Origin of the sequence: Pseudomonas sp. OA65, from assembly GCF_017498305.1 — a bacterium.
In the GTDB taxonomy this organism is placed as follows: domain Bacteria; phylum Pseudomonadota; class Gammaproteobacteria; order Pseudomonadales; family Pseudomonadaceae; genus Aquipseudomonas; species Aquipseudomonas zanjanensis.
In genome coordinates this window covers 82,375-107,892 of sequence record NZ_JAGDEZ010000021.1, presented here as the reverse complement: position 1 = coordinate 107,892, position 25,518 = coordinate 82,375, and the positions used below count along the sequence as shown (strand labels likewise).

At 59.7% G+C, this 25,518-nt stretch carries 21 protein-coding genes; 15 read left to right on the top strand and 6 right to left on the bottom strand.

The genetic code is table 11. The features are described 5' to 3' along the window. Positions 1-488: amino acid ABC transporter ATP-binding protein (locus J3361_RS18645; RefSeq protein WP_207965813.1), on the top strand; the 488-nt coding region annotated here is incomplete at its 5' end. Positions 489-519: 31 nt separating this feature from the next. Here J3361_RS18645 and J3361_RS18640 read toward each other — a convergent pair. Together J3361_RS18640 and J3361_RS18635 are read right to left on the bottom strand one after the other, a co-directional pair. Then, the gene (locus J3361_RS18640) at positions 520-1,776 is read right to left on the bottom strand and encodes an MFS transporter (RefSeq protein WP_207965812.1); all 1,257 of its coding nucleotides are present in this window, start codon (positions 1,774-1,776) and stop codon (positions 520-522) included. A gap of 174 nt (positions 1,777-1,950) precedes the next feature. Beyond that, positions 1,951-2,343 (bottom strand): ester cyclase, encoded by a 393-nt coding sequence (locus J3361_RS18635; protein WP_207965811.1) that lies wholly within the window; start codon positions 2,341-2,343, stop codon positions 1,951-1,953. Between the two features lie 367 nt (positions 2,344-2,710). Between J3361_RS18635 and J3361_RS18630 the strand changes: the two genes are divergently transcribed. The 4 genes from J3361_RS18630 (at position 2,711) to J3361_RS18615 (ending at position 6,879) form a co-directional block, all read left to right on the top strand. Then, positions 2,711-3,730 carry a substrate-binding domain-containing protein gene (locus J3361_RS18630; RefSeq protein WP_207965820.1) on the top strand — a complete coding sequence of 340 codons (1,020 nt, stop codon included), beginning with the start codon at positions 2,711-2,713 and terminating at the stop codon, positions 3,728-3,730. Positions 3,731-3,862: 132 nt separating this feature from the next. Beyond that, complete coding sequence (locus tag J3361_RS18625; protein ID WP_207965810.1) at positions 3,863-4,288, top strand: YciI family protein; 426 nt, start codon at positions 3,863-3,865, stop codon at positions 4,286-4,288. 23 nt (positions 4,289-4,311) lie between these two features. Continuing rightward, positions 4,312-4,719: a VOC family protein gene (locus J3361_RS18620; protein ID WP_207965809.1), complete on the top strand. Its 408-nt coding sequence runs from the start codon at positions 4,312-4,314 to the stop codon at positions 4,717-4,719. 420 nt (positions 4,720-5,139) lie between these two features. Continuing rightward, a complete protein-coding gene (locus J3361_RS18615; RefSeq protein WP_207965808.1) occupies positions 5,140-6,879 on the top strand; it encodes an OPT family oligopeptide transporter in 1,740 nt (579 codons plus the stop codon). Between the two features lie 30 nt (positions 6,880-6,909). On the opposite strand, the gene J3361_RS18610 is transcribed toward J3361_RS18615, so the two are convergent. Together J3361_RS18610 and J3361_RS18605 are read right to left on the bottom strand one after the other, a co-directional pair. Continuing rightward, on the bottom strand, positions 6,910-7,152 hold the full coding sequence (locus J3361_RS18610; protein WP_207965807.1) for a hypothetical protein: 243 nt from the start codon (positions 7,150-7,152) through the stop codon (positions 6,910-6,912). A 774-nt stretch (positions 7,153-7,926) separates the two neighbouring features. After that, on the bottom strand, positions 7,927-8,829 hold the full coding sequence (locus tag J3361_RS18605; RefSeq protein WP_207965806.1) for a LysR substrate-binding domain-containing protein: 903 nt from the start codon (positions 8,827-8,829) through the stop codon (positions 7,927-7,929). 157 nt (positions 8,830-8,986) lie between these two features. Here J3361_RS18605 and J3361_RS18600 point away from each other — a divergent pair, with 157 nt between their 5' ends. The 3 genes from J3361_RS18600 to leuD all read left to right on the top strand — a co-directional run bounded on the left by J3361_RS18600 (position 8,987) and on the right by leuD (position 14,380). Beyond that, positions 8,987-12,049, top strand: a complete 3,063-nt coding sequence (locus J3361_RS18600; protein WP_207965805.1) for an FAD-binding and (Fe-S)-binding domain-containing protein — start codon at positions 8,987-8,989, stop codon at positions 12,047-12,049. Positions 12,050-12,346: 297 nt separating this feature from the next. Next, positions 12,347-13,768: a 3-isopropylmalate dehydratase large subunit gene (gene leuC / locus J3361_RS18595; protein ID WP_207965804.1), complete on the top strand. Its 1,422-nt coding sequence runs from the start codon at positions 12,347-12,349 to the stop codon at positions 13,766-13,768. 3 nt (positions 13,769-13,771) lie between these two features. Beyond that, entirely contained in the window at positions 13,772-14,380 is a 609-nt protein-coding gene (leuD, locus tag J3361_RS18590; RefSeq protein ID WP_207965803.1) for a 3-isopropylmalate dehydratase small subunit, read from the top strand. 38 nt (positions 14,381-14,418) lie between these two features. Here the strand turns inward: leuD and J3361_RS18585 are convergent, their stop codons facing one another. Next, positions 14,419-15,345, bottom strand: a complete 927-nt coding sequence (locus tag J3361_RS18585; protein ID WP_207965802.1) for a LysR substrate-binding domain-containing protein — start codon at positions 15,343-15,345, stop codon at positions 14,419-14,421. Positions 15,346-15,558: 213 nt separating this feature from the next. Between J3361_RS18585 and J3361_RS18580 the strand changes: the two genes are divergently transcribed. The 3 genes from J3361_RS18580 to J3361_RS18570 all read left to right on the top strand — a co-directional run bounded on the left by J3361_RS18580 (position 15,559) and on the right by J3361_RS18570 (position 18,809). Then, complete coding sequence (locus tag J3361_RS18580; RefSeq protein WP_243458933.1) at positions 15,559-17,052, top strand: acyclic terpene utilization AtuA family protein; 1,494 nt, start codon at positions 15,559-15,561, stop codon at positions 17,050-17,052. After that, positions 17,049-17,357 carry a DUF4387 domain-containing protein gene (locus J3361_RS18575; RefSeq protein WP_186706262.1) on the top strand — a complete coding sequence of 103 codons (309 nt, stop codon included), beginning with the start codon at positions 17,049-17,051 and terminating at the stop codon, positions 17,355-17,357. Before J3361_RS18580 ends, J3361_RS18575 begins: the two co-directional genes overlap by 4 nt. Positions 17,358-17,435: 78 nt before the next feature. Beyond that, a complete protein-coding gene (locus J3361_RS18570; protein WP_207965801.1) occupies positions 17,436-18,809 on the top strand; it encodes an MmgE/PrpD family protein in 1,374 nt (457 codons plus the stop codon). Between the two features lie 50 nt (positions 18,810-18,859). Here the strand turns inward: J3361_RS18570 and J3361_RS18565 are convergent, their stop codons facing one another. Next, on the bottom strand, positions 18,860-20,065 hold the full coding sequence (locus J3361_RS18565; protein ID WP_207965800.1) for a citrate synthase: 1,206 nt from the start codon (positions 20,063-20,065) through the stop codon (positions 18,860-18,862). 262 nt (positions 20,066-20,327) lie between these two features. Between J3361_RS18565 and J3361_RS18560 the strand changes: the two genes are divergently transcribed. From J3361_RS18560 to J3361_RS18545, 4 genes are all read left to right on the top strand, one after another. After that, positions 20,328-21,617 carry a citrate:proton symporter gene (locus J3361_RS18560; protein ID WP_207965799.1) on the top strand — a complete coding sequence of 430 codons (1,290 nt, stop codon included), beginning with the start codon at positions 20,328-20,330 and terminating at the stop codon, positions 21,615-21,617. Between the two features lie 84 nt (positions 21,618-21,701). After that, positions 21,702-23,096 (top strand): OprD family outer membrane porin, encoded by a 1,395-nt coding sequence (locus tag J3361_RS18555; protein ID WP_207965798.1) that lies wholly within the window; start codon positions 21,702-21,704, stop codon positions 23,094-23,096. 28 nt (positions 23,097-23,124) lie between these two features. Then, positions 23,125-24,153, top strand: coding sequence for a phosphoglycerate dehydrogenase (locus J3361_RS18550; protein WP_207965797.1), 1,029 nt, complete (start codon positions 23,125-23,127; stop codon positions 24,151-24,153). Then, positions 24,150-25,517 carry an acyclic terpene utilization AtuA family protein gene (locus tag J3361_RS18545; protein WP_207965796.1) on the top strand — a complete coding sequence of 456 codons (1,368 nt, stop codon included), beginning with the start codon at positions 24,150-24,152 and terminating at the stop codon, positions 25,515-25,517. Before J3361_RS18550 ends, J3361_RS18545 begins: the two co-directional genes overlap by 4 nt. The last annotated feature ends 1 nt before the right edge of the window (position 25,518 follow it).

Below are 25,518 nucleotides of genomic sequence, written 5' to 3'. Positions count from 1 at the left end.
GCATGGTGTTCCAGCATTTCAACCTGTTCCCGCACCTGACCATCCTGCAGAACTGCACCCTGGCGCCGATGTGGGTGCGCAAGATGCCCAAGCGCAAGGCCGAGGAAATCGCCATGCATTACCTGGAGCGCGTACGCATTCCAGAGCAGGCGCACAAATACCCGGGCCAGCTCTCCGGCGGTCAGCAACAGCGTGTGGCCATCGCCCGCGCCCTGTGCATGAAGCCGAAAATCATGCTGTTCGATGAACCGACTTCGGCACTCGACCCCGAGATGGTGAAAGAGGTGCTGGACACCATGATCGGCCTGGCCGAAGACGGCATGACCATGCTCTGCGTGACCCACGAAATGGGCTTCGCCCGCACCGTGGCCAACCGCGTGATCTTCATGGACAAGGGTGAAATCGTCGAACAGGCTGCGCCGAACGACTTCTTCGACAACCCGCATAACGATCGCACCCGGTTGTTCCTGAGCCAGATCCTGCATTGACCGAGTTTGCGCCGCAGGCCAAGGGGAGGTGTCAGCAAGCGGCTTTCTTGAGGGGACGAGTGGGTACGCCCCGATAGAATGACACCATGGCGAGCACCTGCACGGTGACGGCGGCTGCCACGACGGCGACGATGGCGTGATTCGGATCGATGAAGATGGCGCGCAACAGGCCGAATAGGGCTGGGGCGAAGGCATAGGTGGCCTGGCTGATCGCAACCATCAGGGCGATCACCCTGGCGGTGTGTTCACGGCTGAATTCGACCTGGGCAATCAGGGGCGGCAAGGACGTCGCATTGCCAATGCCCGAACCGATCAGCACCACGGCTATCCAGGCCACCGTCGGGTGCAGGTCCAGGCCCAGAAGCATCAGTGTGCCCAGCATCTGGATGGCATACCCGAGACAGGCCAACTGCCGGCGGTTCATACCCTGGGTCATCAGGCGTGCGGCGACGTATCGCCCGCCCATCGCACTGGCGGTGGCCAGGCCCATGGCGAACGAGGCGTCATGGGCGCCCATGCGTCCCACCAGGATCGAATACAGGTGCGCGATCAAGCCGATCTGGGCGAATAGGCCCAGGGACATGCCGGCCGCCAGGCTGCGGAAACTGGCCGACCTAAGCGTCTGCAGGGCGGTCCATGGCGCGGCGCTGGCGCTGGCGCTGGCCGGCACCGGTTCCGGCTGGTCTGCGTGGTCGGGATGCTGTCCCAAGCCTTGTGGGCTTTTGTTGAAGACCAGGAAGGCGAAGGCGCCGATGAGCAGCACGGCGACGACACTGATCGCCAGCGCCGCCGCGGCAAAGCCGAAGCGCTCGATCAGCCACACCCACAGCGGCGAAAAGATCACGCCCCCCAGGCTGGCGCCGTTGTAGGCCTTGCCCAGCGCCTTGGGCCTTTCCTTGACGTACCACGGGGCGATCAGGGTGTTAACGGCCGCGGCTCCCAATGTCACCCAGCCGATACCCGAGCAGACGGCGCCGACATACAGCATCCAGAACTGGTTGGCTTGGGCCCAGAAGTTCACGCCAATGCCCAGGACGATGCTGCCCAGCAGGGTGATGGTGGGTATGCCGAAGCGTGCGTAAAGGCGTGGCAGGTTGGCGATGACTAGCGTGCCGCTGAGAAAGTGCACGGTCACGGCAGTCGAAACCTGGGCGATCGGCCAACCCGTGCGCTCCATGACCGCTTGCATGTAGATCGGCGGCCCATAGAAGCCGATTCCCCAACCGATCATCGCCAGGATGAACGTGCCGGCCAGTACGGTTTTTCCAAAAAATCGGGTGCGTGTCATCGCCATCTCCTCCAGAGTGGCTCACAGACTATGCGCTCGACAGGTTCCTCACTTCGGGGTGCGTCGAATAATGGATGTAGAGCGCGGTTGCTTCTTGGATTTGTTTTTCCGCGATGCCGTTGCCTACGGATAAGATGCGCGGGGCGTTGCAACTCGCAGCGCTGGAGCACTCCTCTACATGGATGGGAGCTGAGCCTCGATCGCTTGCTTGTCGATAATCGACCAGACCTCGCGGATCCTGCCGTCCTCGAACGCGTAGAAGACGTTTTCCGTAAAGGTGATCCGTTTGCCGTTGACGGCAAGCCCCAGGAACTCCCCAGCCGGTGTGCAATTGAATACCAGGCGAGCTGCCAACTTGGGTGGGTCGACGACCAGGCATTCGACTTCAAAGCGCAAGTCGGGGATGTCCCGATAATCTGCTTCCAGCATGCTTCGATAGCCATGCAATCCTAATGGTTTCGCGTTGTGAATCACTTGCTGATGCACAAAAAGGCCCAGGTTGTCCCAATCCTGTGCATTCAGGCAGGCGATGTAATCGGTATAAATATCGGCCAGATTTGAAGTCATGGGGACTGACGCTCCGTTACGTGACTGTTTCCAGAGCATAGTCATGCTGCAGCGTCGGGCTGCTCTTCGCGAGGCCCGGGGCTGGGGGGATGTTACAAACTTGCCGTTTCCCTTTCGGGCCTATGCCAACAGAAGCGACTATCCTTGCGGACATTGAATCTGAACACTGCCTCCACAAAAAAAAAGAGACGCCATGACCCATTATGATCGCGCCATCGGCTCCAGACCCGGCACCACACGCGGTGATCGAACCTGTTTGACCAGGTCCCGGTTGCTCAAGACAGTTTCAATGACGGTTTTCTGCCTTTTCGCGGCAACACCCGGATATGGCCAGAACGTGCCAGCGGCAACGGATGCTACCGTGACAGTGGCTCAAGCGCAGGAAGTGGTTGCCAAGGCCACCCTCGGCGCCGTGCCCTGGAGCGGTCCTGAAACCGGCCCGCGTGCCCAGCGCGGCAAAAGCATCGCCATTGTCGCAGAAGATATGCGCAACGGCGGTATTGTCGGTGTTGCCCAAGGTGCTCGCGAGGCCGCCAAGGCGATGGGCTGGACGCTGAGGGTATTCGATGGCGCCGGGTCCCCGGAAGGGCGTGCAAAGGCCTTTGCCGATGCCCTGGCGGCGAACCCCGACGGCCTCATTCTGTGCGGTGCCGATGCCCTTGAAAACAAGGCGGCGCTGGCCGTCTTCGCCAACAAGGGCGTGCCGGTGGTGGGCTGGCACGCCGGGGAAAAGCCCGGGGCGATTGACGGTACGCCGATGGCCATGAACGTCACCACCGATCCGCTCGAAGTGGCTCGCACCACGGCCATGGCGGCAGTGGCGCAGTCGAACGGAAAGGCCGGCGTGGTCATCCTGACCGACTCCAGGTACAGCATCGCCATGGCGAAAGCCAAGGCCATGGAAAACGTGATTCGGGCCTGTCGGGAATGTTCGTTGCTGGAAGTGCGCGATGTCGCGATCTCCCAAAGTCGCGAGAAGATGCCGGCGATCACTACGGAACTGCTCCAGCGCCATGGCAAGCGCTGGACCCACACGCTGGCCATCAACGATATCTATTTCGACTATGCGGTGGCCACCTTGGCCAGCGCCGCGATACCCCGTGATGGCATCAGCCTGTTGTCGGCCGGTGATGGCAGCGCTTCGGCGTTCCTGCGCATCCAGGAAAAGAACTACCAGACCGTTACCGTGGCCGAACCGCTCAACGTGCATGGCTGGCAGGTGATCGATGAATTGAACCGACTGATGGCCGGCCAGCCGGTGAGTGGCTTCGTGGCACCGGTTCACTTGGTCAATGCCGACAATATCGCCTTCGACGGCGGGAAGAAGCTGTTGTACGACCCAAGCAATGGATATCGAGACATCTATCGATTCCAATGGAATCCCTGAGCGTTGGGCGTGACTGCATGGCCTATCGAAAATTAATGGCGTCGACCTGTCGATTTCGACCATTGCCATTCGATTAGTCCGTAGAGCCGCCACACCGACGGCTTGAGCCATCCATTCTCAGGAGAAAAAAGCATGCGATTTATGGTGATCGTCAAGGCCAGTCCGGAGTCGGAAGCCGGAGAAATGCCCAGCGAAGAACTGCTGGCCGCCATGGGCGCCTACAACGAAGAACTGGTCAAGGCCGGGGTGATGCTCGCCGGTGAAGGCCTGCATCCCAGTGCCGAGGGCGTGCGTGTACAGTTTTCCGGCAAGAACCGGACGGTGATCGATGGGCCCTTTGCTGAAACCAAGGAGCTGATTGCCGGCTTCTGGATCTTCAAGGTCCAGTCGTTGCAGGAGGCCATCGATTGGGTCAAGCGCTGCCCGAATCCGATGGTCAGCGACAGTGAAATCGAAATCCGCCAGATCTTCGAACTCGAGGATTTCGGTGAAACCTTCACGCCTGAGTTGCGCGAGCAGGAAGCACGCTTGCGGGCGCAGCTGTCCGGTCAATCGTGAAGCCGTCTACAGGAGAACCCACCATGAGAATCATTCCTTACCTGACTTTCAACGGTTGCTGCAAGGAAGCCTTTGCGTTGTACAAGGACGTGCTTGGCGGCGAGCTGTTTTCCATGTCCTTTGCCGAGGCGCCCGAAGACGTCGGCATGCCCAAGGACCCGGACCTGATCATGCACGCCTGCCTCACCGTGGGTCATTTCAGCCTGATGGCCTCCGATTGCCCGCCGGGCCAGCCGTATAGCAAGCCGCAAGGCGTGTCGGTTTCCCTCAACGTCGACAGCGTGGAGGAGGCCGAGCGGCTGTTCAATGGCTTGAGCGCGGGCGGCCAAGTGCAGATGCCCTTGGCGAAGACCTTCTGGGCGGAGCGTTTTGGCATGTTCGAAGACCGTTTCGGGATTGCCTGGATGGTCAATTGCGAGGGCCAGCAATAACTCGAACACTGCCTTGGCTGCGATGCGTTGTCGGGTCGTTGGCAGCGCTCGCGACACGCCTCACTTCCTGCCCCTGGATGGACGATCCTGGCGAGCACGCTCGCCGGGGTTTGCCTCCGTCGTGTGAACCTTGCGCCGATCCTGCGTTCACTTATTAAGCTGCCGCTTCAAGTGATCCTGGCTGTGCCCGTTTGCTGAAGCGATCCGTATGGGCTGTTCAATTAAGGCTGTAGACAAACCGTGGCGAGGGAGCTTGCTCCCGCTGGGCTGCGCAGCGGCCCTTTTTTTTGTGAGCGCTTCGCACTCAAGCGGGAGCAAGCTCCCTCGCCACAGGTTCATCGTTTTCCCTAAGTAAAACCGCATCACTCAGGGAATCAGCCTGAATCTGGTGGCTGCCCCCAGTGCCGACAAGGACCTCGCATGCACTCAACCTCATCCACCTTCCCCTTGAACGCCGTCGTCGAACGCGAGCTCAGTCTGCGTGCGGTCAGTACGGGGATTGTCCTCGGTATTCTGCTGACACCGTCCAATGTCTACGCCGGGTTGAAGATCGGTTGGTCGTTCAACATGTCGATCATTGCCTTGCTGATCGGCTATGGAATCTGGCAGGGCTTGGCCAGTCGATCGGTGGCGCGTTTGCCCTGGACGCTGCACGAAAGCAACATCAACCAGACCGTGGCCTCTGCCGCCGCGTCGATCATTTCCGGTGGGCTGGTCGCGCCCATCCCGGCCTACACCTTGCTGACGGGCCAGCAGTTGGAGGCCATTCCCATGGTGGCCTGGGTCTTTTCGGTGAGTTTCCTGGGGATCTGGATCGCCTGGTACCTGCGACCCTCGCTGCTCAACGACAAGGCCCTGAAATTTCCCGAAGGCATGGCGACCCTGGAAACGTTGCTGCACATCTACAACCACGGCCACGAAGCCGCGACGCGATTGAAAGTGCTGCTCAGCGCCGCGATGCTGTCCGGGCTGGTCAAGGCGGTCGATACGTTTATGTGGGCTATTCCGCGCTGGTCCCCAACCGCTCAACTGGAACGCCTGACGTTCACCGCGGACCCTTCGCTGCTGTTGGTGGGGTTTGGCGGGATCATCGGTATTCGCGTGGGCCTGACCCTGCTGCACGGCGCCCTGATGGCGTGGGGTGGGTTGGCGCCTTGGCTGCTGGAGCAAGGCCTGGTGCAGTTGCCGAGCGGTAGCAGCGGCCCGCAATTCGCGGCGTTGGTGGAGTGGTTGTTATGGCCGGGAGTGAGCCTGATGGTCTGCTCGACCCTGGCCTCACTGGCGATTCGCTTGTGGGCATTGCACCGCTCGACCAAGGCGGGCGGCGGGGCGATCTGGACGATCCCCAAGCCTGGGCCGGCGGCCGGTTTCGCCCTGTCGATCATCCTGGTGGTCAGCCTGCAAGTGCTGTTGTTCGGCATTAACGCCTGGATGGCCTTGTTGACCATTCCCTTGGCAATCTGCCTGGCGGCGGTGGCAGCCCGGGTGGTCGGCGCCACGGGCATTCCGCCGATCGGGGCCATTGGGCAGTTGTCCCAGTTGAGCTTCGGCATCGTCGCCCCGGGCCAGGTGCCGATCAACCTGATGAGCGCCAACACCGCCGGCGGTTCGGCCGGGCAGTGCACCGATTTGATGAACGACTTCAAGGTCGGCCGGGCGATTGGCGCCACGCCGCGCAAGCAGGTGATCGCCCAGATCCTGGGGATTTTCATCGGCAGCATCGTCGGCGTGTTGGCCTACCTGGCGCTGATCCCGGATCCGCAAACCATGCTGCTCACCGAAGAGTGGCCGGCCCCGGCGGTCGCCACCTGGAAAGCCGTGGCGCAAACCTTGACCCTGGGCCTTGATTCATTGTCCGCGAGTATTCGCTGGGCGATTTTCATCGGTGGCCTGGTCGGTTTGTCGTTGGGGATCTTGGACAGCCTGTTGCCGACACATCGGGCCCGCTACCTGCCGAGCACGGCGGCCCTGGGCCTGGCCTTCGTCCTGCCGGCCTCGGTGTCCTTGATGATGGCCCTCGGTGCGGTGCTGACGTGGCTGGTGAGCTGTCGCTGGCCGAGCCTCACCGAGCGATTCGCCATTACCGCGGCGGCGGGGTTGATTGCCGGGGAGAGCATTACCGGGGTGGGGGCGTCGTTGTGGCAGATGCTTGGGGCCTGATGAGGGTTGTCGGCGAAAAGAGTCGTAACGCTAAGGCTGGCCGAGGCTCTTGGTGGTGACAATTTTGTCGTAACCTTCTACTGGCCGTGCCCCATCGGCCACCCATGTACGTTCTTTGCGACACTTGAACTTCACCCCTTTGCGCGGCGCCATGACTCTGGCCGTCTCCATGCACATTGCCTTGGAAGCAAAGGTTGGCCCTGGTTGTCGTTCATCGACACAGCCTTCGTAGCCACTGCAGATCGTCATCACAACAAAATAGACAGTCATCATCTCGGTGTTGCTCCATTGCGTGATGCGAGTGATACATCCTGTAGCCCAGGTCGGCGGCCCAAACGTTTAGCGGTGATTGCCTGCGGATGATGAGCTTCGGTTCAAGTCCCCAGCAATGGCACATCAGTACCGTGCGTCGGGAATCTGTCACTGTATTAATATATTTTTAATTGGTTGGATTTTGTGCCAATAAGTTGGCGTCATCCGGGGTGGGAGGGGTAGGCGGGAGAGGCATGTCGGCGGACAGGCCGTTTTCGCGAGCAGGCTCGCTCCCACAGTTGGATTGGGGTATGGCCGGAGAGATAGGTCGGCTGTCAGGCCGCCTCGCGAGCAAGCTTTGCTCCCACAGATCTGAAGGGTGTACGACCGTGAGAGCTAGGTCGGCTATAAGGCCGCCTCGTGGGGATGTTGATCTCGGGCGCCCCGTTAACCACGCTGGCCGAACGCAGGCATTGTGGAGTGGGCAACCCGGCATGGATGCCGGGTTAGCCGCGCTGGGCCATGGATGGCCCTTCGCGGCGGCCCACGGAGCAATGCCGGAGTGAGGGCACACCGAGCCTTAGCGAGGTGCCGAGTGGTGGGGCAGGAGCGCTTTGGTTACTTTCGACTGGGCCGGCTTCCGGGCTTTTCGAAAGTGACCCGCCGTCAGGGCGGAACCCTAAGTGGCCGTTACACAAATAATGGATATGTACCCAGTCAGCAAAACCCCGAGACCGCCATCGCGAGCAAGCTTTGCTCCCACAGGGGATCAGTCTGAACCCTGAAGGGCCGAACTCAGTTATCAGGAAACGGCAACGAGAGCAGCCAGGCACTGAAAGCCTTCAAGGCCGGCAGATGCTGGTATCGACTCGCATAGACCAGGTAATAGCTGCGCCCACTTTCCATCGGTTCGAACAACGCAACCAGATCACCGCTCTTCAGCTCATCCTGCACCAGGATTTGCGGAACCAACCCAATCCCGATTCCCGCCGACACGGCCTGGATAAGGTGGGCGGTGAGTTCGAAGCTCGGTCCGGAGCGCATGGTGCGGTGATCGACGTTGTGCCGGTCAAACCAATCCGACCAGACACCGGGCCTCGATACGACGTTCAACAAGGCATGCTCGGCAACGTTGGCCGGCGACATCGTCCGGTACTCGGGTAATGCGCTCGGGCTGGCAATCACCACCAGCTTTTCCGTGAGCAACGGATGGGCAATGTAGCCGGGCCACTCTCCCGAACCTGCGCAGATGATTGCGTTCATGTCGTGGGTGGAGGATTGCACGTCCTCGCGGATGATCCGCGAATGTATGTGCACCAACAGGTCCGGGTGCTTGGCATAAAACTCATGCATCCGCGGCAGCAGCCATTTGGAACCGAGGGTCGGCAGGACGGCCAGGTTCAAGGGGCCGCTGTCATGTTTGTACGAGATGGCTTGCAAGGTTGCGCTTCGAATACGCCCCAGCGCGGCCGCCAGCTCGTGCTGATACAGCGCGCCGGCGGCGGTCAATTCAATCTTTCGGCCTTCGCGGCGGAAGAGTTCGATTTCAAGTTGCGCCTCCAGGGTTTGTACCTGCCGGCTGACGGCGCTTTGGGTCAATGCCAGCTCTTCCGCTGCCTTGGTGAAACTGCAATGGCGCGCGGCGGCCTCAAAGGCAACCAGCAGCGACATCGAAGGCGTCAGGCGTCTAGGGTTCATTCGTAAAGCTCATGCAAAACCAACAGGAATTACGTTTGCTCCAACCGCACAGGAAGACAAGAATCATGAAAACCTTGTGCAGCTGCTCGATGCGTCTCGTGCCGAGCATACGTAATGTGAATGCATAGATTAGCTTTTCAGCCTGTAGGAAAACATCATGATTGCCCGGTTATCGTCTCCTGATCCCCAGAAAGCGACCTATGACGCTTTTCTGAATGCGCTCAAAGTGGCGGGGTTTCAAGGCGAGATTGCCCGCGACCATGGCGACCGGACGGTCTTGGCCACCGACAACTCCATCTACCAGCGCCTGCCCCAAGCGGCGGTCTTTCCCCTGGATGAACAGGACGTGATGATCCTGTCCCGCTTGGCCGCCGAGCCCGCTCACCGCGCGGTGGTGCTCACGCCGCGTGGTGGCGGCACGGGCACCAATGGGCAATCGCTCACCGATGGCGTGGTGGTCGACCTTTCCCGTCATCTGAATAACATCCTGGAGATCAATGTCGAGGAGCGCTGGGTCAGGGTGCAGAGCGGGGTGGTCAAGGATCAGTTGAACGCAGCGCTCAAGCCCTACGGCCTGTTCTTCGCACCAGAGCTCTCGACCTCGAATCGCGCCACCCTCGGCGGCATGATCAACACGGATGCGAGTGGCCAGGGCAGTTGCACCTACGGCAAGACCCGCGATCATGTTCTTGAACTCTCGACGGTTCTGCTTGGCGGTCATCGCCTCGACAGTTCAGCTATCGACGCGGCACTTTTGCCGGCCTTGGTCGAACGCCGGGATCGAGTGGGAGCGGTCTACAAATGCGCGGTGGATATCGCCGATACCCACGCCGAGCTGATCAGGGACACCTTTCCCAAACTCAACCGCTGCCTGACCGGTTATGACCTGGCTCATCTGCGCGAATCCGATGGGCGCTTCAATCTGAACAGCGTGCTTTGCGGCTCTGAAGGGTCCCTGGGCTTCATCGTCGAGGCCAAGCTGAACGTACTGCCCATCTCCCAATACTCCATCCTGGTCAATGTGCGTTATGCCGGGTTCATGGATGCCTTGCGTGATGCCAAGGCGTTGATGGCTAAGAAGCCGCTGTCGATCGAGACGGTGGATTCGAAAGTGCTGATGCTGGCGATGAAGGACATTGTCTGGCACGGCGTCGCCGAGTATTTCCCTGAAGATCCTGATACACCGACGCTGGGGATCAATCTCATTGAGTTCAGTGGCGACGACGAAGCGGCGGTCCAGCAGCAGGTCCATGAGTTCGTCCTGCACCTGCAGCGGGATACTTCGGTTGTCCGCTTGGGCCACACCTTGGCGATTGGCGCCGATGCGCTCAAGCGTGTCTATGCGATGCGCAAGCGCGCCGTGGGGTTGTTGGGCAACGTCAAGGGCGAGGCCAGGCCCCAGCCCTTTGTCGAAGACACCGCGGTTCCGCCTGAAAACCTGGCGGACTTCATCCAGGCGTTCCGCGCGCTGCTCGATAGCCATGACTTGCAGTACGGCATGTTCGGTCACGTCGACGCCGGCGTCCTGCATGTGCGCCCAATCCTCGACATGAAGGATCCCGCCCAGGCCGCCTTGATCCGGCCGATTTCCGATGCGGTCGCGGCCTTGACGCAACAGTATGGCGGACTGTTGTGGGGCGAACATGGCAAGGGCTTGAGGTCGCAATACGTGCCCGATTACTTCGGCGATTTGTACCCGGCGCTGCAAGCGCTGAAGGCGGCTTTCGATCCCTTCAACCAACTCAACCCAGGCAAGATCGCCACCCCGGACACGGTTCCAGACGCTCGACTGACCCGGGTCGACGAAGTGGAACTGCGCGGTGCCCTGGACCGCACCATTGATGAACGTGTCTGGCAAAGCTATGACACGGCGGTGCATTGCAATGGCAATGGCGCGTGCTACAACTTCGATCCGGATGACGCCATGTGCCCGTCCTGGAAAGCCACGCGCAATCGCATTCACTCGCCCAAGGGGCGCGCCTCGCTGATCCGCGAATGGCTGAGGTTGCAGGGCGAGCAGGGTGTCGATGTGCTGGCGGTCAGCGAACGGGTTCGAGGGGCTGGCAGGAAGCAGGGCGTTGCGCGTCGGGCCGTGAATAGCTTGGCCCGGAAGATGGGGCAGGCGGATTTTTCCCATGAGGTCTACGAAGCCATGACCGGTTGCCTGGCCTGCAAATCCTGCGCGGGCCAATGCCCTGTCAAAGTGAATGTGCCGGAGTTCCGCTCGCGTTTTCTGGAGCTTTATCACAGCCGCTACCTGCGTCCCCTCAAGGACTACCTGATTGGCTCGTTGGAATACACGGTTCCGTATCTCGCCAAGATGCCGCGCCTGTACAACGTCGTGATGAGTGCTCGACCGGTTCGCTGGGGGCTCGAGCGCGTGGCCGGGATGGTCGATAGCCCGCTGCTCAGCCTGGTGGATTTTGCCGTCGTATGCCGGCGCTGGGACGTGGAGGTGGCAACACCTGCACGCCTGGAAGCGCTTTGCGGCGAGCAGAGGGAGAAAAGCGTCATTCTCGTCCAGGACGCCTTTACCCGATTTTTTGAAACGCCTTTGCTCGTTGACTGGGTGGAGCTGATCTCGAGGCTGGGCTACAAAGTCTTGCTGGCCCCGTACGCGCCCAACGGCAAACCGCTTCAGGTGCAGGGGTTCTTGAAGGCGTTCGAGAAGGCCGCCCGCTTCAATGGCCAGACCTTGCTCAGCCTCCAGCAGTATGGCGTGCCATTGGTGGGGCTCGATCCGGCGATGACCCTGGTCTATCGACAGGAGTACGCCAAGACACTGGACACCGGCAACGCTCCCCAGGTGATGCTTGCCCAGGAATGGCTGATCGATGCGCTGCCGGAAGATGCTGGAGTGACAGTGGGCGAGGCTTATCACTTCCTGCCGCACTGCACGGAAAAAACCAACGAGCCGGGCAGCGTCGGGCAATGGCAGAAGATTTTCCAGCGCATGGGCCTGACACTCAACGTGCAAGCCAGCGGTTGCTGTGGGATGTCGGGCACCTACGGACATGAAACGCGAAACGCGGAGACATCCGACACGATCTACGGGCAATCCTGGAAGCCGCTCCTGCAAAAACTCAATCAGTCGGGCCGGGTGGTTGCCGACGGGTATTCCTGCCGCAGCCAGGTGAAGCGCCAAGAGGGTATTACCGTGCTGCATCCTCTGCAGGTTCTGTTGGCGCGCGTGAAAGAGGTGTCGGTCGAGCGCGGATAAGAGGCGATACCGCTCACTCAAAGGCTGGCGACAAACCCGTGGCGAGGGAGCTTGCTCCCGCTGGCGTGCGTAGCGCGCCCAAAAAGGCTCGACCTGACACTATGGCGGCGGACGTTATGGGGCTGCTACGCAGCCCAGCGGGAGCAAGCTCCCTCGCCACAGGCCGGAATGCACCTCATTGAATACTTCCATTGTTCACGAATCGTGTTCCATACCATCACCTAAAGGCTATTGATGGGTTTTTCATTGCGAATATGCTCTGTGCATCCGTGACCCGGCACCACAGAGCGCATCGCAATGAACAGCCCTCGTACCCTCTACCAGAAGCACATCGACAGTCACACCGTCGCGACCCTGGACGATCAAGGGCATGTATTGCTCTACATCGACCGCCAGGTGGCCAACGAATACACCAGCCCCCAAGCCTTCAGCGGGCTGCGCGAGGCGAAGCGTGGCGTCTGGCGTTCTCGCGCGACGTTAGCGGTCGTCGACCATGTCAACCCGACCAGCCCGAACCGTATCGCGGCCATGCCTGACGCCGGTGGCGCCTTGCAGGTCGCGTACTTCGAAGAAAACTGCCGGGACTTCGGCATCGAGCTGTTCGATGTGCTGGACAAGCGCCAGGGGATCGAGCACGTGGTCGCACCGGAGCAGGGGTTTATCCTGCCCGGCATGGTGGTGGCCGCAGGCGACAGCCATACCACGACCTACGGCGCCCTGGGCGCGTTTGGCTTTGGTATCGGCACTTCTGAAATCGAGCATCTGCTGGCGACGCAGACATTGGTCTACAAGCGGCTGAAAACCATGCGGGTCACGGTTACCGGCACGCTGGGCATGGGCGTCACCTCGAAGGACATCATCATGGCGCTGATCGAGAGGATTGGCGCGTCAGGCGCGACCGGGTACGCCATCGAATTCACCGGTCCGGCCATCAGCGCATTGAGCGTCGAGGCGCGCATGACGATCTGCAACATGGCGGTGGAGGCCGGGGCGCGGGGAGCCTTCATGGCGCCCGATGAAAAAGTGTTTAGCTACCTCAAGTCCAAGCCCCGTGCGCCTCAAGGCGAGCATTGGAATGCCGCGGAAAAAAACTGGCGCGAGCTCTTCACCGATGAAGGTGCGGTGTTCGACAGCGAAGTGCGGGTGGACGTGGATGGGTTGGCGCCGATGGTGACCTGGGGAACCAGCCCGGACCAGGCGTCGCCCGTCAGTGGCAGGGTTCCGGACCCGGCGACCATTGCCGATCCGATCCTGCGCCAGGGCATGCAGCGCGCCTTGACCTACATGGGGCTGGAAGCCGGCATGGCGTTGAGTGAGGTGCCGATCAGCCATGCGTTCATCGGCTCATGCACCAACGCGCGCATCGAAGACTTGCGTGACGTCGCACGGGTGGTGGAAGGCAGGAAAGTCGCCTCGACCGTACGGGCGATGATCGTTCCCGGATCAACCCAGGTGCGTGCCCAGGCTGAAGAGGAAGGCTTGGCCAGGATCTTCCTCGAAGCCGGTTTTGAATGGCGTCAGTCCGGATGCTCGATGTGCCTGGCCATGAACGACGACGTGCTTGCTGCGGGTGATCGTTGCGCGTCCAGCACCAACCGAAACTTTGAAGGTCGTCAGGGGGCGGGCGCCCGGACCCACCTCATGAGCCCGGCGATGGTTGCCGCAGCGGCCATCCGTGGTCGCCTGACGGACGTACGCCTATTGGCCGAGGAGATTTGAACCATGCAACCTTTTGAAATCGTGACTGGAAAAGCCGCGCCTTTGCTCGCTTCCAACATCGATACCGACGTCATCATGCCCAAGCAGTTCTTGAAAGGGATCGATCGAAGCGGGTTGGATAAAGGCGTGTTTTTTGACCTGCGTTTCCTTGAGTCCGGCGAACCCAATCCAGATTTCATCCTCAACCAACCGGCCTGGAGTGGGGCCAGTTTCCTGGTGACCGGGCCCAACTTTGGCTGTGGTTCCAGCCGCGAGCATGCGGTATGGGGGCTCAAGCAACTGGGGATTCGAGCACTGATCGGGACAAGCTTCGCCGGTATTTTCTATGACAACTGTCAGCGTAACGGCGTGCTTGCGATACAGCTGTGCGAATCGCAGTTACAGAGACTGGCTCGCGTCGTGAGCCATGGGGCTACCGCGACGATCAGCGTCGACCTGCCGAATCAGCGGATCTGGCTGAGTGAGGGCTCGGTCATCGAGTTCACCATCGATGCGCTACGCAAGCAATCGTTGCTGTCGGGGTTGGACGCCATCGGCGCGACCTTGCAGCGGGCGGCACAGATTCGTGATTTCGAAGCGCGTCACTACGCAGACAATCCGTGGCTGGACTGAGTGCCCAGGCGCGCCTGCCCGCCACCGCTGCCGGGCGCTCAAGCGAGAGCGAGGGCCTTGAAATGCGCTTCGAAGAATTCGATGCAGGCCCTTAGCTTGGCGGACTGGCTGAGCCGTGTCGGGTAGACGGCCCAGACATCGGCACTCTGGGCATGATCGGGCAGCACATGAACCAGTTGTCCACTTTCAAGCAGGGGCTTCACGTCCCACAACGAGCGCAGGATGATGCCTGCGCCACTCAAGGCCCAGCGCAACACAATCTCACCATTGTTCGATGAAAGTGGGCCGGTGACGCGGATGGATTCTTCAATGCCGTCTTTTGTCAGGTTCCAGATGCCAAAGGCGTTGTTATGCTCCTTGAGCACCAGGCAATCATGCCGGGCCAGATCCTCCAGGGAGGTCGGGATGCCGCGCTTTTCCAGGTACCCGGGGGTTGCACAGAGCACCCTGCGGTTACTCACGAGTTTTTTTCCCAGAAGTTGTTGGGGAAGGTCGTAGCCCACCCTGATTTCGAGATCGAAGCCTTCATTGACGATATCGACCATGCGATCAAATACGTCCAGGCGAATCTCCAGTCGAGGGTACCGCTGCGAAAGCGAGGCTATCGCGGGTGCGACGTGGTTACGACCAAAACCGAAAGAGCTGCAGATATGCAAACTCCCCTGCAATTGCTGGCGGGAGTCGGTCAACTCGCTGATGAAGTCATCCATATCCCCCAGCAGTCGCGTTGCGAAGACGCGGACACGTTCGCCGTCGTCGGTCAACGCGACACGCCGGGTCGTGCGATGCAACAGCTTCGCGCCCAACGCGGCCTCAAGGACGGAGATCCGCTTGCTGACATAGGCCGGGGAAAACCCCAAGGCCTCGGCAGCATTGCCAAAGCCATTTTTCCGGATCACGGCGAGGAATACACGGAGGTCCTCCGGCAACAGGGATTGTTCTCGAGGGTGAGGCTTGCGTCTCATGGTCTGGATTATTCCAATCATAATTGTCGGAGTCAGTTTGCGATGTAGGCGCCAAACGTTCATGCGCTGCAATGAAAATGCCCATCGATGGCGCCCCTCAGGCAAGTTTTTAACACACCCGCTTGAAAATAAAAAATGGGTCTGGCGCTCTGGCGCGATATTAATCGGGTTATGCCTGGAGTGCCCAAGTTACAGTGTGTTTGTTAATGATATATGGATAAATTCTGTCCACTTGTCAGCGCAATTGCAGCCATTACTATTGGCGCACTGAGTGATCTGAAAGAGGTTGTCATGGCGCGGTTATTTGAAGGTTGCGTAAAAGTGATCGTTCCCTGTGGTTCTTTGGGGGCGGGTGTTCGAGAAGAAGAAATTGCTTATGGATTGGCTGCTGGCGCGCAAGTAATCGCCACGGACGCAGGTTCAACGGATAGCGGCGCGGCCTATCTTGCACTTGGAAAGTCCAAGAACAACCGAGGCGCAGTAAAGCGTGACCTGACGATATTAATGAAAGCGCAGGCGCGATCCGGCGTACCGATCATTGTGGGGACCGCTGGGCAGGCGGGCGGCGACCTCAATCTGGACTGGACCCGTGATATCGCCTTGGAAATCGCCAAGGAGTTGGGCGTATCGCCGAAAATCGCACTTATCTACTGTGAGCAAGACAAGGACATCATCAAGAAGCTCAATGCCGAAGGTCGTATCAAACCGCTCCCGCCTCATGCCGAGCTGGAAGATACAACGGTGGACAGCTGTGAGCACATTGTCGCGGCATTGGGAGTAGAACCCTTTATCGCCGCCCTGGATGGCGGTGCCGATATCATATTGGCCGGCCGCGCGACCGACACCGCCGTCATCGCCTGTTATCCCATCTGGAAAGGCGCGCCGTGGGGGCCGTCCTGGCATGCCGGCAAGACGGGCGAATGCGGCGTGCAGTGCGCCGTCAACCCCACGCTTGGATCGGGGATCTTGCTGAGTATTGATGCCAATGGCTTCGAAGTGGAGCCGTTGAGCCAGGACAACCAGTGCACGCCCCATAGCGTCTCGGCCCATATGCTGTATGAGAACAGCGACCCATTCCGGTTGGTGGAGCCTGGCGGTATCTTGAATGTTGCCCAGGCGCGTTATGCCGATTTGAATGGGCGTGCCGTTCGGGTAGAAGGCTCGCGCTGGGAAACGATGCCCTACACGATGAAGTTGGAAGGGGCCGCCGCCGGTTTATATCAAACGATCATGTTGGTGGGCATCCAGGACCCGGATGTGCTCAACGATGTCGATGGGTTTCACGATCGGCTGCTGGAAGCGCTTTACACAAGAACCCGTCAGTCCATTCCGGCCGAAGAGTTGGGTGAGTTTCATATTTCCTTGCGGATGTATGGATGGAATGGTGTCACCGGGATAAAGCCGCCTGTCGGAACATTACCGCCATCTGAAATAGGCATGTTGTTTGTCGCCACTGCCGCGACTCAGGAAATGGCCAATACCATTGCCCATGCGTGCAATCCTTACTTCTTTCATTACCCCAGTGTCATGGGCAAGGAATTACCTTCGTATGGATTCGCCTTTACACCGGCGGATATACCCCGAGGCCAGATTTATGAGTTCAAGTTGAACCATGTGGTGCAACTTGAGAATCCCATGGCGTTGGTACGTCTTGAATGGATTGATTTGTCGGACAGGCCAATGGCGATGAAGGAGCTTGCACAATGATCAAGTTGCGTGATGTTTGCCGGCATGTCCGTTCCAAACAAGCGGGGCCGTTCTGGATTACGTTCGATATCTTTTTCAGTGGCCGCGAAAATTTCGAGCGTTATGCAGATTGTGCCGCACTTTCCCCGGCGCAATTTGCCAGGCTCTACGGCACCGATCCCGAACGGGTCAAGCGCATTGCAGTGCCGGACCTGGAAATGGTCAAGATTTCTTATCCCCGTGCAACGCCACAAGGCGGCATGGTCGAGCGTGACATGCATGCCGGCCAGCAATACGTCCGCTTGCTTGACGTGGTCATCGACTGAGACGGCGGCACCGCGTCGCGCCTTGATCTGTTCGCCTCATGGACGAGGACCGGTCCACCTATTCAACCCGAGGTACTTATGACGGACTCGACCGTAGCGATGCGGCTTGCACGCTATGCCCATGCATTCAGAAAACAGCACCTGCCCGAAGCGATCATCCACCTCGTACGCCAGCGCTTTATCGACAGCCTGGCGTGCGTGCTGGGTGCCTACGGAGCTGACCCGGTAAAGGCCGCGGTGTGTTACGCCGCCGCCAATCGCGCCAAATCTTCCAGCGTATTCGGCACGCACCTGCAAACGACCCCGGAAATCGCGGCGTTCACCAATGGCCTGATGGTTCGTTTCCTGGACTATAACGACGGTTATATGGGCCTGGAGCCCGGCCATCCCAGTGACAACATCCCAGCCTGCCTCGCCCTGGCGCAAGCTGAAAACGCAACCGGGGCGGAACTGATTTCGGCCATCGTCCTGGCCTATGAAATCCAGATGCGTTTGCAGGATGCGGCCAGTTTGAACAAGCGGGGCTGGGACCACGTCAATTACATCAACGTCGCAATGGCTGCGGCGGCTGCCAACCTGATGAAGCTGGACGTGGCGCAGACGGAGCAGGCGATCAACATTGCCGTGAGTGGTCACTTGGCCATGCGCCAGGTGCGCAGTGGAGCATTGTCCGACTGGAAGGGCTGCTCCGCCGCGAACGCCGCGCGCAACGCCATTTTCGCCGCCCAATTGGCGCGCCATGGCATGACGGGGCCGTCGCCGGTGTTTGAAGGTGAGATGGGGTTCTTCAAGCTGGTTTCGGGTTCGTTCGATCTGGATACCCGTCGTTTCGGTACGCCGGACAATGGCGACTACGCCATACGGCGCTCGTTGACCAAGACATTTCCCACCAATGGCGAGCTGCACACCGCCGTCTGGGCTGCGCTTGATATCCGCAAGCGCATCGATGGCGTAGAAGATATCGCTGCCATTACGATCGCAACGTCTGAATTCAACCGGCGGGTGTTGGCCGATACGCCTGAAAAATGGTTGCCGAAGACCCGGGAAACGGCAGATCACAGCCTGCCCTACAACGTGGCTCGGGCCTTGCTCGATGGCGACATCACGGTGGATTCGTATCGCCCTGAAAAGATTGCCGACCCGGCGGCGATTGCCTTGATGGACAAGGTCAGTGTTGTCGAGGATCCGGCGTTGACCGCACTGTTCCCACGGCATCTTGCCAACCGTGTCTGCGTGACCCTGGTGTCCGGCGAGCAAGTCGTGAGTGAGATGATCACCGGGCCCGGGTCAGTCGAAACGCCGATGACCGATGGCGATTTCGAACGTAAATTCCGGCGCATGGCCATGCCGCATATCGACGCATCGGCACAAGCCGAAGTGCTCGGCTTCGTTGCTGATCTCGAAAAGCAGACCGAATTCACCTCGCTGTTTGCGGCGATGGTCGTTTCATAGCCCGGCTGTCGCTCCAATGGGCGCTTCCCAGAGGCGCGACCGAGCGGGGATTAACGGCGGGCGGTCTCACTCGCCGTAGGCAACGTCCCTACGTAACGAGCGCGAGGACGGGCGTCGTGGTGCTGGTTGTATTGCTCGCTGGCATGGGCTATCCAGCCGATCAGGCGACCGATCCCCGCCAATGAAATTTCCTGTCCATGCAGCCCTAACTTCTGGCCGATGAAGCTCACCAGCAGGATGAATTCCGGTGGGTACGCCACGAGTTCCGAGGCCACCGCAAACGCTTTTTGCAGTTTTGCGAATTCGCTGTCGCCCTCAAAGACGGCAGTCAACGCCGCCATGAGATTGCTGGCGCGCGGATCGTTGATGGCATGCACATTGGGGCCAAAGCCGACGATGTGTCCGTCCTGGCTGTAGCGCTGCAATATAGGTCGCGCAGGGTCTACAGCGGTGCAGATTTCCTCGATCATCCTGCTGGCGGCTTCATTTCTCCCATAAGCGATTCTGTGGCCCCGGGCTGCGGCAAGTCCGGCAATGACCGCGTAATAGGGGGTGGCGCCGGTCGTGGCGGCGACACGTACGCTGTGGGCGGTGTGGTCCAACTCATGGTCGATACTGAGGATCAGCAGGCGGCGGATCAGGTCGGCGTACGCCGGTGGGGCGCCGCAGGCCTGGGTGATGAATTCATGCAAGGGTTGCGTGCTCGGTTCGGTCGCGCCCACCACCAAGGCGGCAAACCATCGGACGACGTCGGCGCCAGTACGCGCGTAGCTGTCCGTGGAAAGGTCGAAGGCCTTGGGGTTTTCTCTCTGGACCAATGGGAAAAGCGCGATGGCTTTTTCCTGGGCGGACATGTGTTCGTAGATGTTCAGCAGCTTGACACTGTCCCTCGGTACACGAGGCAGTGACGTGCCGAACGCCGACGGCACTTGCCAGATCAGCTCGGCGACGTCTTCAACCGTTGCGCGGTCAGCGAGCTCGACGACGTCTTGGCCCCGGTAAAACAGGCCATCATCGGTGATCAGCGTAATGGCGCTGTCCGACGGCGACGAGCGCTTGGGCGCGTGCTTCTCTCCCGCCGGACGCTTGACCAGGCGCTGGATGTCTTCGGCCCAATAACGGCGCTTGGGCGTACCCGGGATCTTGAGGGAGCGGATATTTTTGCGGCTGACGTAGGCGTACAGCGTCGGCAGGCTGATTCCGAGTAGGGCTGCCGCCTCTTCTGCCGAAAGGTAGAGGTCTTCTTGTTCTGGCATGACGAATCCCAGCAGGTTGATTGGAATGGCGTACATGTTTATTAGATATGCCGCCATTTCGTCAATGTCTACAAAGCAGTAATTTTTCCTCAATGCTGCCCTGGATTCCTTCGACGATAGCGACGCGCTTGATGGGGAATATTGACGAAAAAAATCAAGATTTACAGGCTTTCACCCCCTATGTAGATTTCGAGTGCGCAAAAGTTGTTCACATTGATTTTCGATGGCGTCGATAACAATAAAAACGAAAAGGTGAAAACGCATGGCTTGGTTAGGTTTCGCAATGGTCGTCACGTTTATGGCATTGATCATAAGCAAGCGACTGTCCGCTGTGACGGCACTCATCCTCATTCCGGTTGCTTTCGGGCTGGCCAGTGGGGCAGGGCCGGAACTGGGTGGGATGGTGATGGGCGGCGTCAAGCAAGTAGCGCCCACCGCACTGATGTTGATGTTTGCAATCCTGTATTTCGCAATCATGTTTGACGCCGGGCTCTTCGAGCCGGCGGTACGGCGGATTCTGCGGTTTGTCGGCAATGATCCTCTTCGCGTTGTGTTGGGCACCGCACTGTTGGCCACTGTGATCTCGTTCGATGGGGATGGCGCGACGACGGTCTTGATCGTCACCACAGCGTTCCTGCCGCTCTATCTGCGCCTTGGGATGAACCCGCTCATTCTGGCGTTGATGCTCCTGCTGACCAATACGGTGGTGAACCTGATTCCCTGGGGAGGGCCGGTCGCCCGCGCCGCCAGTGCCCTCCATCTCGATGTGGCGGACATGTTCCTGGGCCTGGTACCGGCCATGTTCGCGGGGCTTGCCTATGCATTCGTCGTCGCGTTCTGGATCGGCCGCAAGGAACGCCGCCGCTTGGGCTGGACGCCCGGTCACCAAGACGTTGCACCGCAGGAGGTCGCCTTGCCGACCGTGCAATCCGAAACGCAGCGGCCGAAGCTGTTCTGGGTCAACCTGGCGCTCACCGCCGGGCTCATGTACGCCATGGCGACAGGGCTGGCACCTTTGCCCATGTTGATGATGGTGGGCTTTTCCCTGGCGCTGTTGATCAACTATCCACGCCTGTCGGAGCAGAAGGCGCGGGTGGCGGCTCATTCTGAAAGTGTCCTGATGGTCATCGCCCTGATCTTCGCTTCAGGTGCGTTCACCGGGATTTTGTCAGGCACCGGAATGGTCGACGGCATGTCGGGGAAAATCGTCCAGCTGATTCCCGACGGCGGCGGACAATACTTCGGCATCATTACCGCACTGGTGGCTTTGCCGCTGAACTTCCTGTTGTCCAACGACGCGTTCTTCTTCGGCATCTTGCCGGTACTGGGGGCGGCGGGGGCCGAGTATGGTATCGACCCGATGCATATAGCCCGTGCGTCGGTGTTGGGGCAACCCGTCCATGCACTCAGCCCATTGGTTGCCGCGGTGTATCTCATCAGCGGGATCATCAAGCGCGACATGGGTGATATGCAACGCTATTGCCTGCTCTGGGCCATAGGCAGCAGCCTTGTCCTGATTGTCACGGCGGTTATTACCCGGGCGATTATTTGATCAGTTAGTTCTCTGTGCCGAAGTTTCAAGGACGCCAGCTCGCGTCTGCTCACGTCAAAATAAAAATAATAGATGAGGTGGTCGATGAAATCGATTAACGCCGTCGCTATGACGTTGCTGTCGACATTGTTTGTGTCTGATGTTTGTCTTGCGGCAACCATCAGTAACCCCGACAGGTTCCAGCATGAAGGCAAGTTGAATGCTTATCTTCGCTCGATGTATATCAATACGCGGATATCCAACGATTTGATCGAAGATCGTTTTGGTGGTTTTCCGGACGGCGCCGAGTTGGGCGGGACAGGGGTTGGTGCGATCCTCGACTATAACTCCAGTTATTGGGCCGGCGTTGTAGGGTTTGATGCCTCGTTGTATGGCGTGGCGATGATCGACTCCAAAGACAATGGGCGGGATTTATTTGACGACACCGATGGCACTAACGGTGGCTTTGCAAAAGTCGGCCAGGGTTATCTCAAGTTGCGTTACGAAGGCGACGGCTGGAACGCCGATTCGCAAATAGGCCGGGGCCGCTTCGATGCGGGGACGTTGGTCACGCTCGACACCCGGATTGTGCCGGGATCCTATCAAGGAGGCCGGGCCCACCTGAACTTCACCGAGATGGGCATCGGCCCGCTACCCGGTACGTTGGGGTTTGAAACCGCCTACATCAACCGCACGTCTCCTCGGGACCGGGAAGACTTCGAACACCTGCTGAGCCAGTCGGGTGAGGAAATAAAGGACCTCTACACCTACGGCATTAAATACGATTTGAAGGCCATCGAACTGGGTTACGACCATGGTGTATCGCGGGACTTCAATGAGAACACCCGTTATGGTCTGACCCTGAAGGCACCCCTCGGCGATAAAGCCGGCATTGTATTGGACACTCAATATTATGAGTTTGAAAAAGCTGGGCGAATCTGGGAGCGCGATTGGCAGGCCGGCGAGGCCGCTTATGACGATGACGCGACGTGGCTGAACATTAATGTGGGTTTATTACTCGATAAGCTTCGCTTGGGTGTTTCATTTTCCGAGACCAAAGCCGAGTTGACCAGCGGACTGGGCTACGCCTATTTCGATCATGGCGATAACGTCGACGGCAAGATGGATGCCTGGACACGTTCCGGAAACGACTTTAATAACGACGGCGAACGCACCTGGCAAATAGGCGCCGAATATGACTTGAGCGGACATTCGTTATTAGGCGCTTCGCTGGACGGTTTTAAAGTCATGACCATTTACAAGCAAGGTGAGTTTGACGCCACGGACCCTTTCAGTGGCCGACGCACCGACGTGCGCGAACGGCAGAACGAATACCGTCTTTATTATCGCTTCGACGAAAAGGAGTATTCCGGACTTTCCGTGGGTTTGATTTACATCGATTACCGAATCGACCAGGACTTTGTCGCCTTGGTGTCCGCCCAACCCGACAACGTGGTAACGGGCTCGGAAGCCCGGGTGTATCTGGATTATGCATTTTGATTGCCGGACATATATCGAGAGGCCAGTGATGTCTAAACCTCGCCACACCCTAGTGATTACACAGCGGTTCTTCGATGCAGAAACCGTGCACTTCCTGAAGAGCCACGGCTGTAACGTTGTCATTGCGCAACTGGCTCAGGGGCAAGCGGATGGCGACCTGAGCGAACGCCAGTTGATCGACATTCTGGAAGACGCCGACGGTTGGATCGTCGGCCACGCGAACGTCACGTCGAGCCTGCTGAGTGGGCTCCCGCGCCTGCAAGTCATCGCCCGTCGTGGCGTGGGCTACGAGCGAGTCGATACGGCGGCGGTGGCGGCGGCAGGGAAGGTGGCGACCATCGCCATCGGCGGCAACGACGCCAGCGTCGCTGACCACACCGTGGCGTTGATGCTCGCCGTGTGCCGCCAGCTCAAACGCTGCCAGTTGGGCTTATCGGCCAACGACTGGTCGATTCCCTTGGGAGGCGATCTCTATCGCAAGACCGTTGGCGTCGTCGGCTTGGGCCGGATTGGTCGGGGCGTACTGCAGCGCTTGTCCGGGTTCGAAGTCAAGCCGCTGATCTACACCCCTCATCCAGACAACGCAGAGGTCGACGGTATCCCCCGAAGCTGTTTTGTCGACCTGGAAACGCTGCTTGAGGAAAGCGATTTCATCACCCTCCATGCACCGCTCAACCCCCATACCCATGGGTTGATCGATAGCCGTGCGCTGAAGCGGATGAAACCTTCCGCGGTGCTGATCAATACCGCGAGGGGTGGGCTGGTGCGGGATGCGGATCTGCTGTGGGCCCTGCGGGAAAACCGGTTGGCCGGGGCAGGGCTCGACGTATTCGAAAGCGAGTCGGATCCGGTGCTTTCGGCCGTGACCGAACAACTCATCCAACTCCCCAACGTGATCGTGACGCCCCATGTCGGTGCCTCCACGGTCGAGGGGCTCAATCGTACCAATCTGATAGCCGCGCAATGTGCGGTGGCTGTACTGGAGGGGCGTAGCCCGCCTGGCCATTGCGTCATCGCTGACGGACGTCGTTCTACAGGCTTGAAGGAGAATCCATGAATACCCCGATTAAAGTGCTGACGCCAACGGGCGCCATTGGCACCGGTTTCCCACGGGCGGCGTTTGACCAGGCGCTGCTGGAACGACCGGACGTGATTGCAATGGACGCGGGGTCGACCGACTCCGGTCCCCATTACCTCGGCACCGGCACGACCAAGGCTTCGGCCTCGATACTGCGGGCCGAGTTGCGCGTGTTCATGCAGGCGCGGGCGGAACTGGACATCCCGTTGATCATCGGCAGTTGCGGCACCTGTGGTTCCGACGCAGGCGTCGACCTGATGCGCGGTCTGTGCGAGGAAATCGCCGCCGAACTCGGTCAGGCAGTGCGCATCGCGAGCGTCTACAGCGAGCAACCGGCAAGCGTGGTGAAACAAGCGTTGGCGCAGGGACGCATCAAGCCCTTGCAACTCGATCACATCGACGATGCCTTGGTCGAACGCTGCTCGCGCATTGTCGCGCTGATGGGCGTGGAGCCCTTCATTCATGCGCTTGAAGATGGCGCGGACATCATCCTGGCAGGACGTTCCACCGACACGGCGGTGATGGCTTCGCTGCCCATCCTGCGCGGGGCCCATCAGGGCGCCGCCTGGCATGCCGGAAAGATCCTGGAGTGCGGCGCGTCCTGCACGACCACGCCCGCCAACGCGGTGGTGATGGCCGCGATCGACGACACGGGATTCACCATCAAGGCCATTGGTGAGGGCGCCCGGCTCACCCCGCGTTCGGTCATGGCCCACATGCTGTATGAAAACAGCAACCCCCACGTACTCGTCGAGCCCGGCGGCGTACTGCACGTGGAGGGGGCGGTCTACACCGCGTTGGACGAACAGACCGTGCGAGTCGAAGGTTCGGTCTGGACGCCAAGCGAAGACTACACCGTCAAGTTGGAGGGGGCGGCGCCGTGCGGCTTCCAATCGGTGGTCATGAGCATTGTCCGGGATCCGGAATACGTCGAGCGTTTCGATGAGTGGCTGGCCTATCTGGATTCGGTCATGCGTCAGCGGATCGAAAAGCACCTGTGCATCGGTGCCGATGACTATGATTTGCAGTTCCGCGCCATCGGCAAGGATTCAGCCTTGGGAACGCTTGAGTCACGGGTGGGCACGCCCGTGGAAATCGGCGTCATGGCCATCGCGACGTCGGCGACCGCCGAGCGCACCCAGGACATGGTCGCGCTGCTCAATCCTTACCTGCTGCACTTTCCGTTACCCGGCGACAAAGACCTGCCTACCCACGCGTTTCCTTTCTCGCCGGCCTCGATGGACCGGGGCGTGGTGCATGAGTTCGTGCTCAGTCATGTGATGGTCGTGACGGATCCGCTGGCACCTTTCCGGTTTGCTATCAAGACAGTCGAGGGCGCGTGAG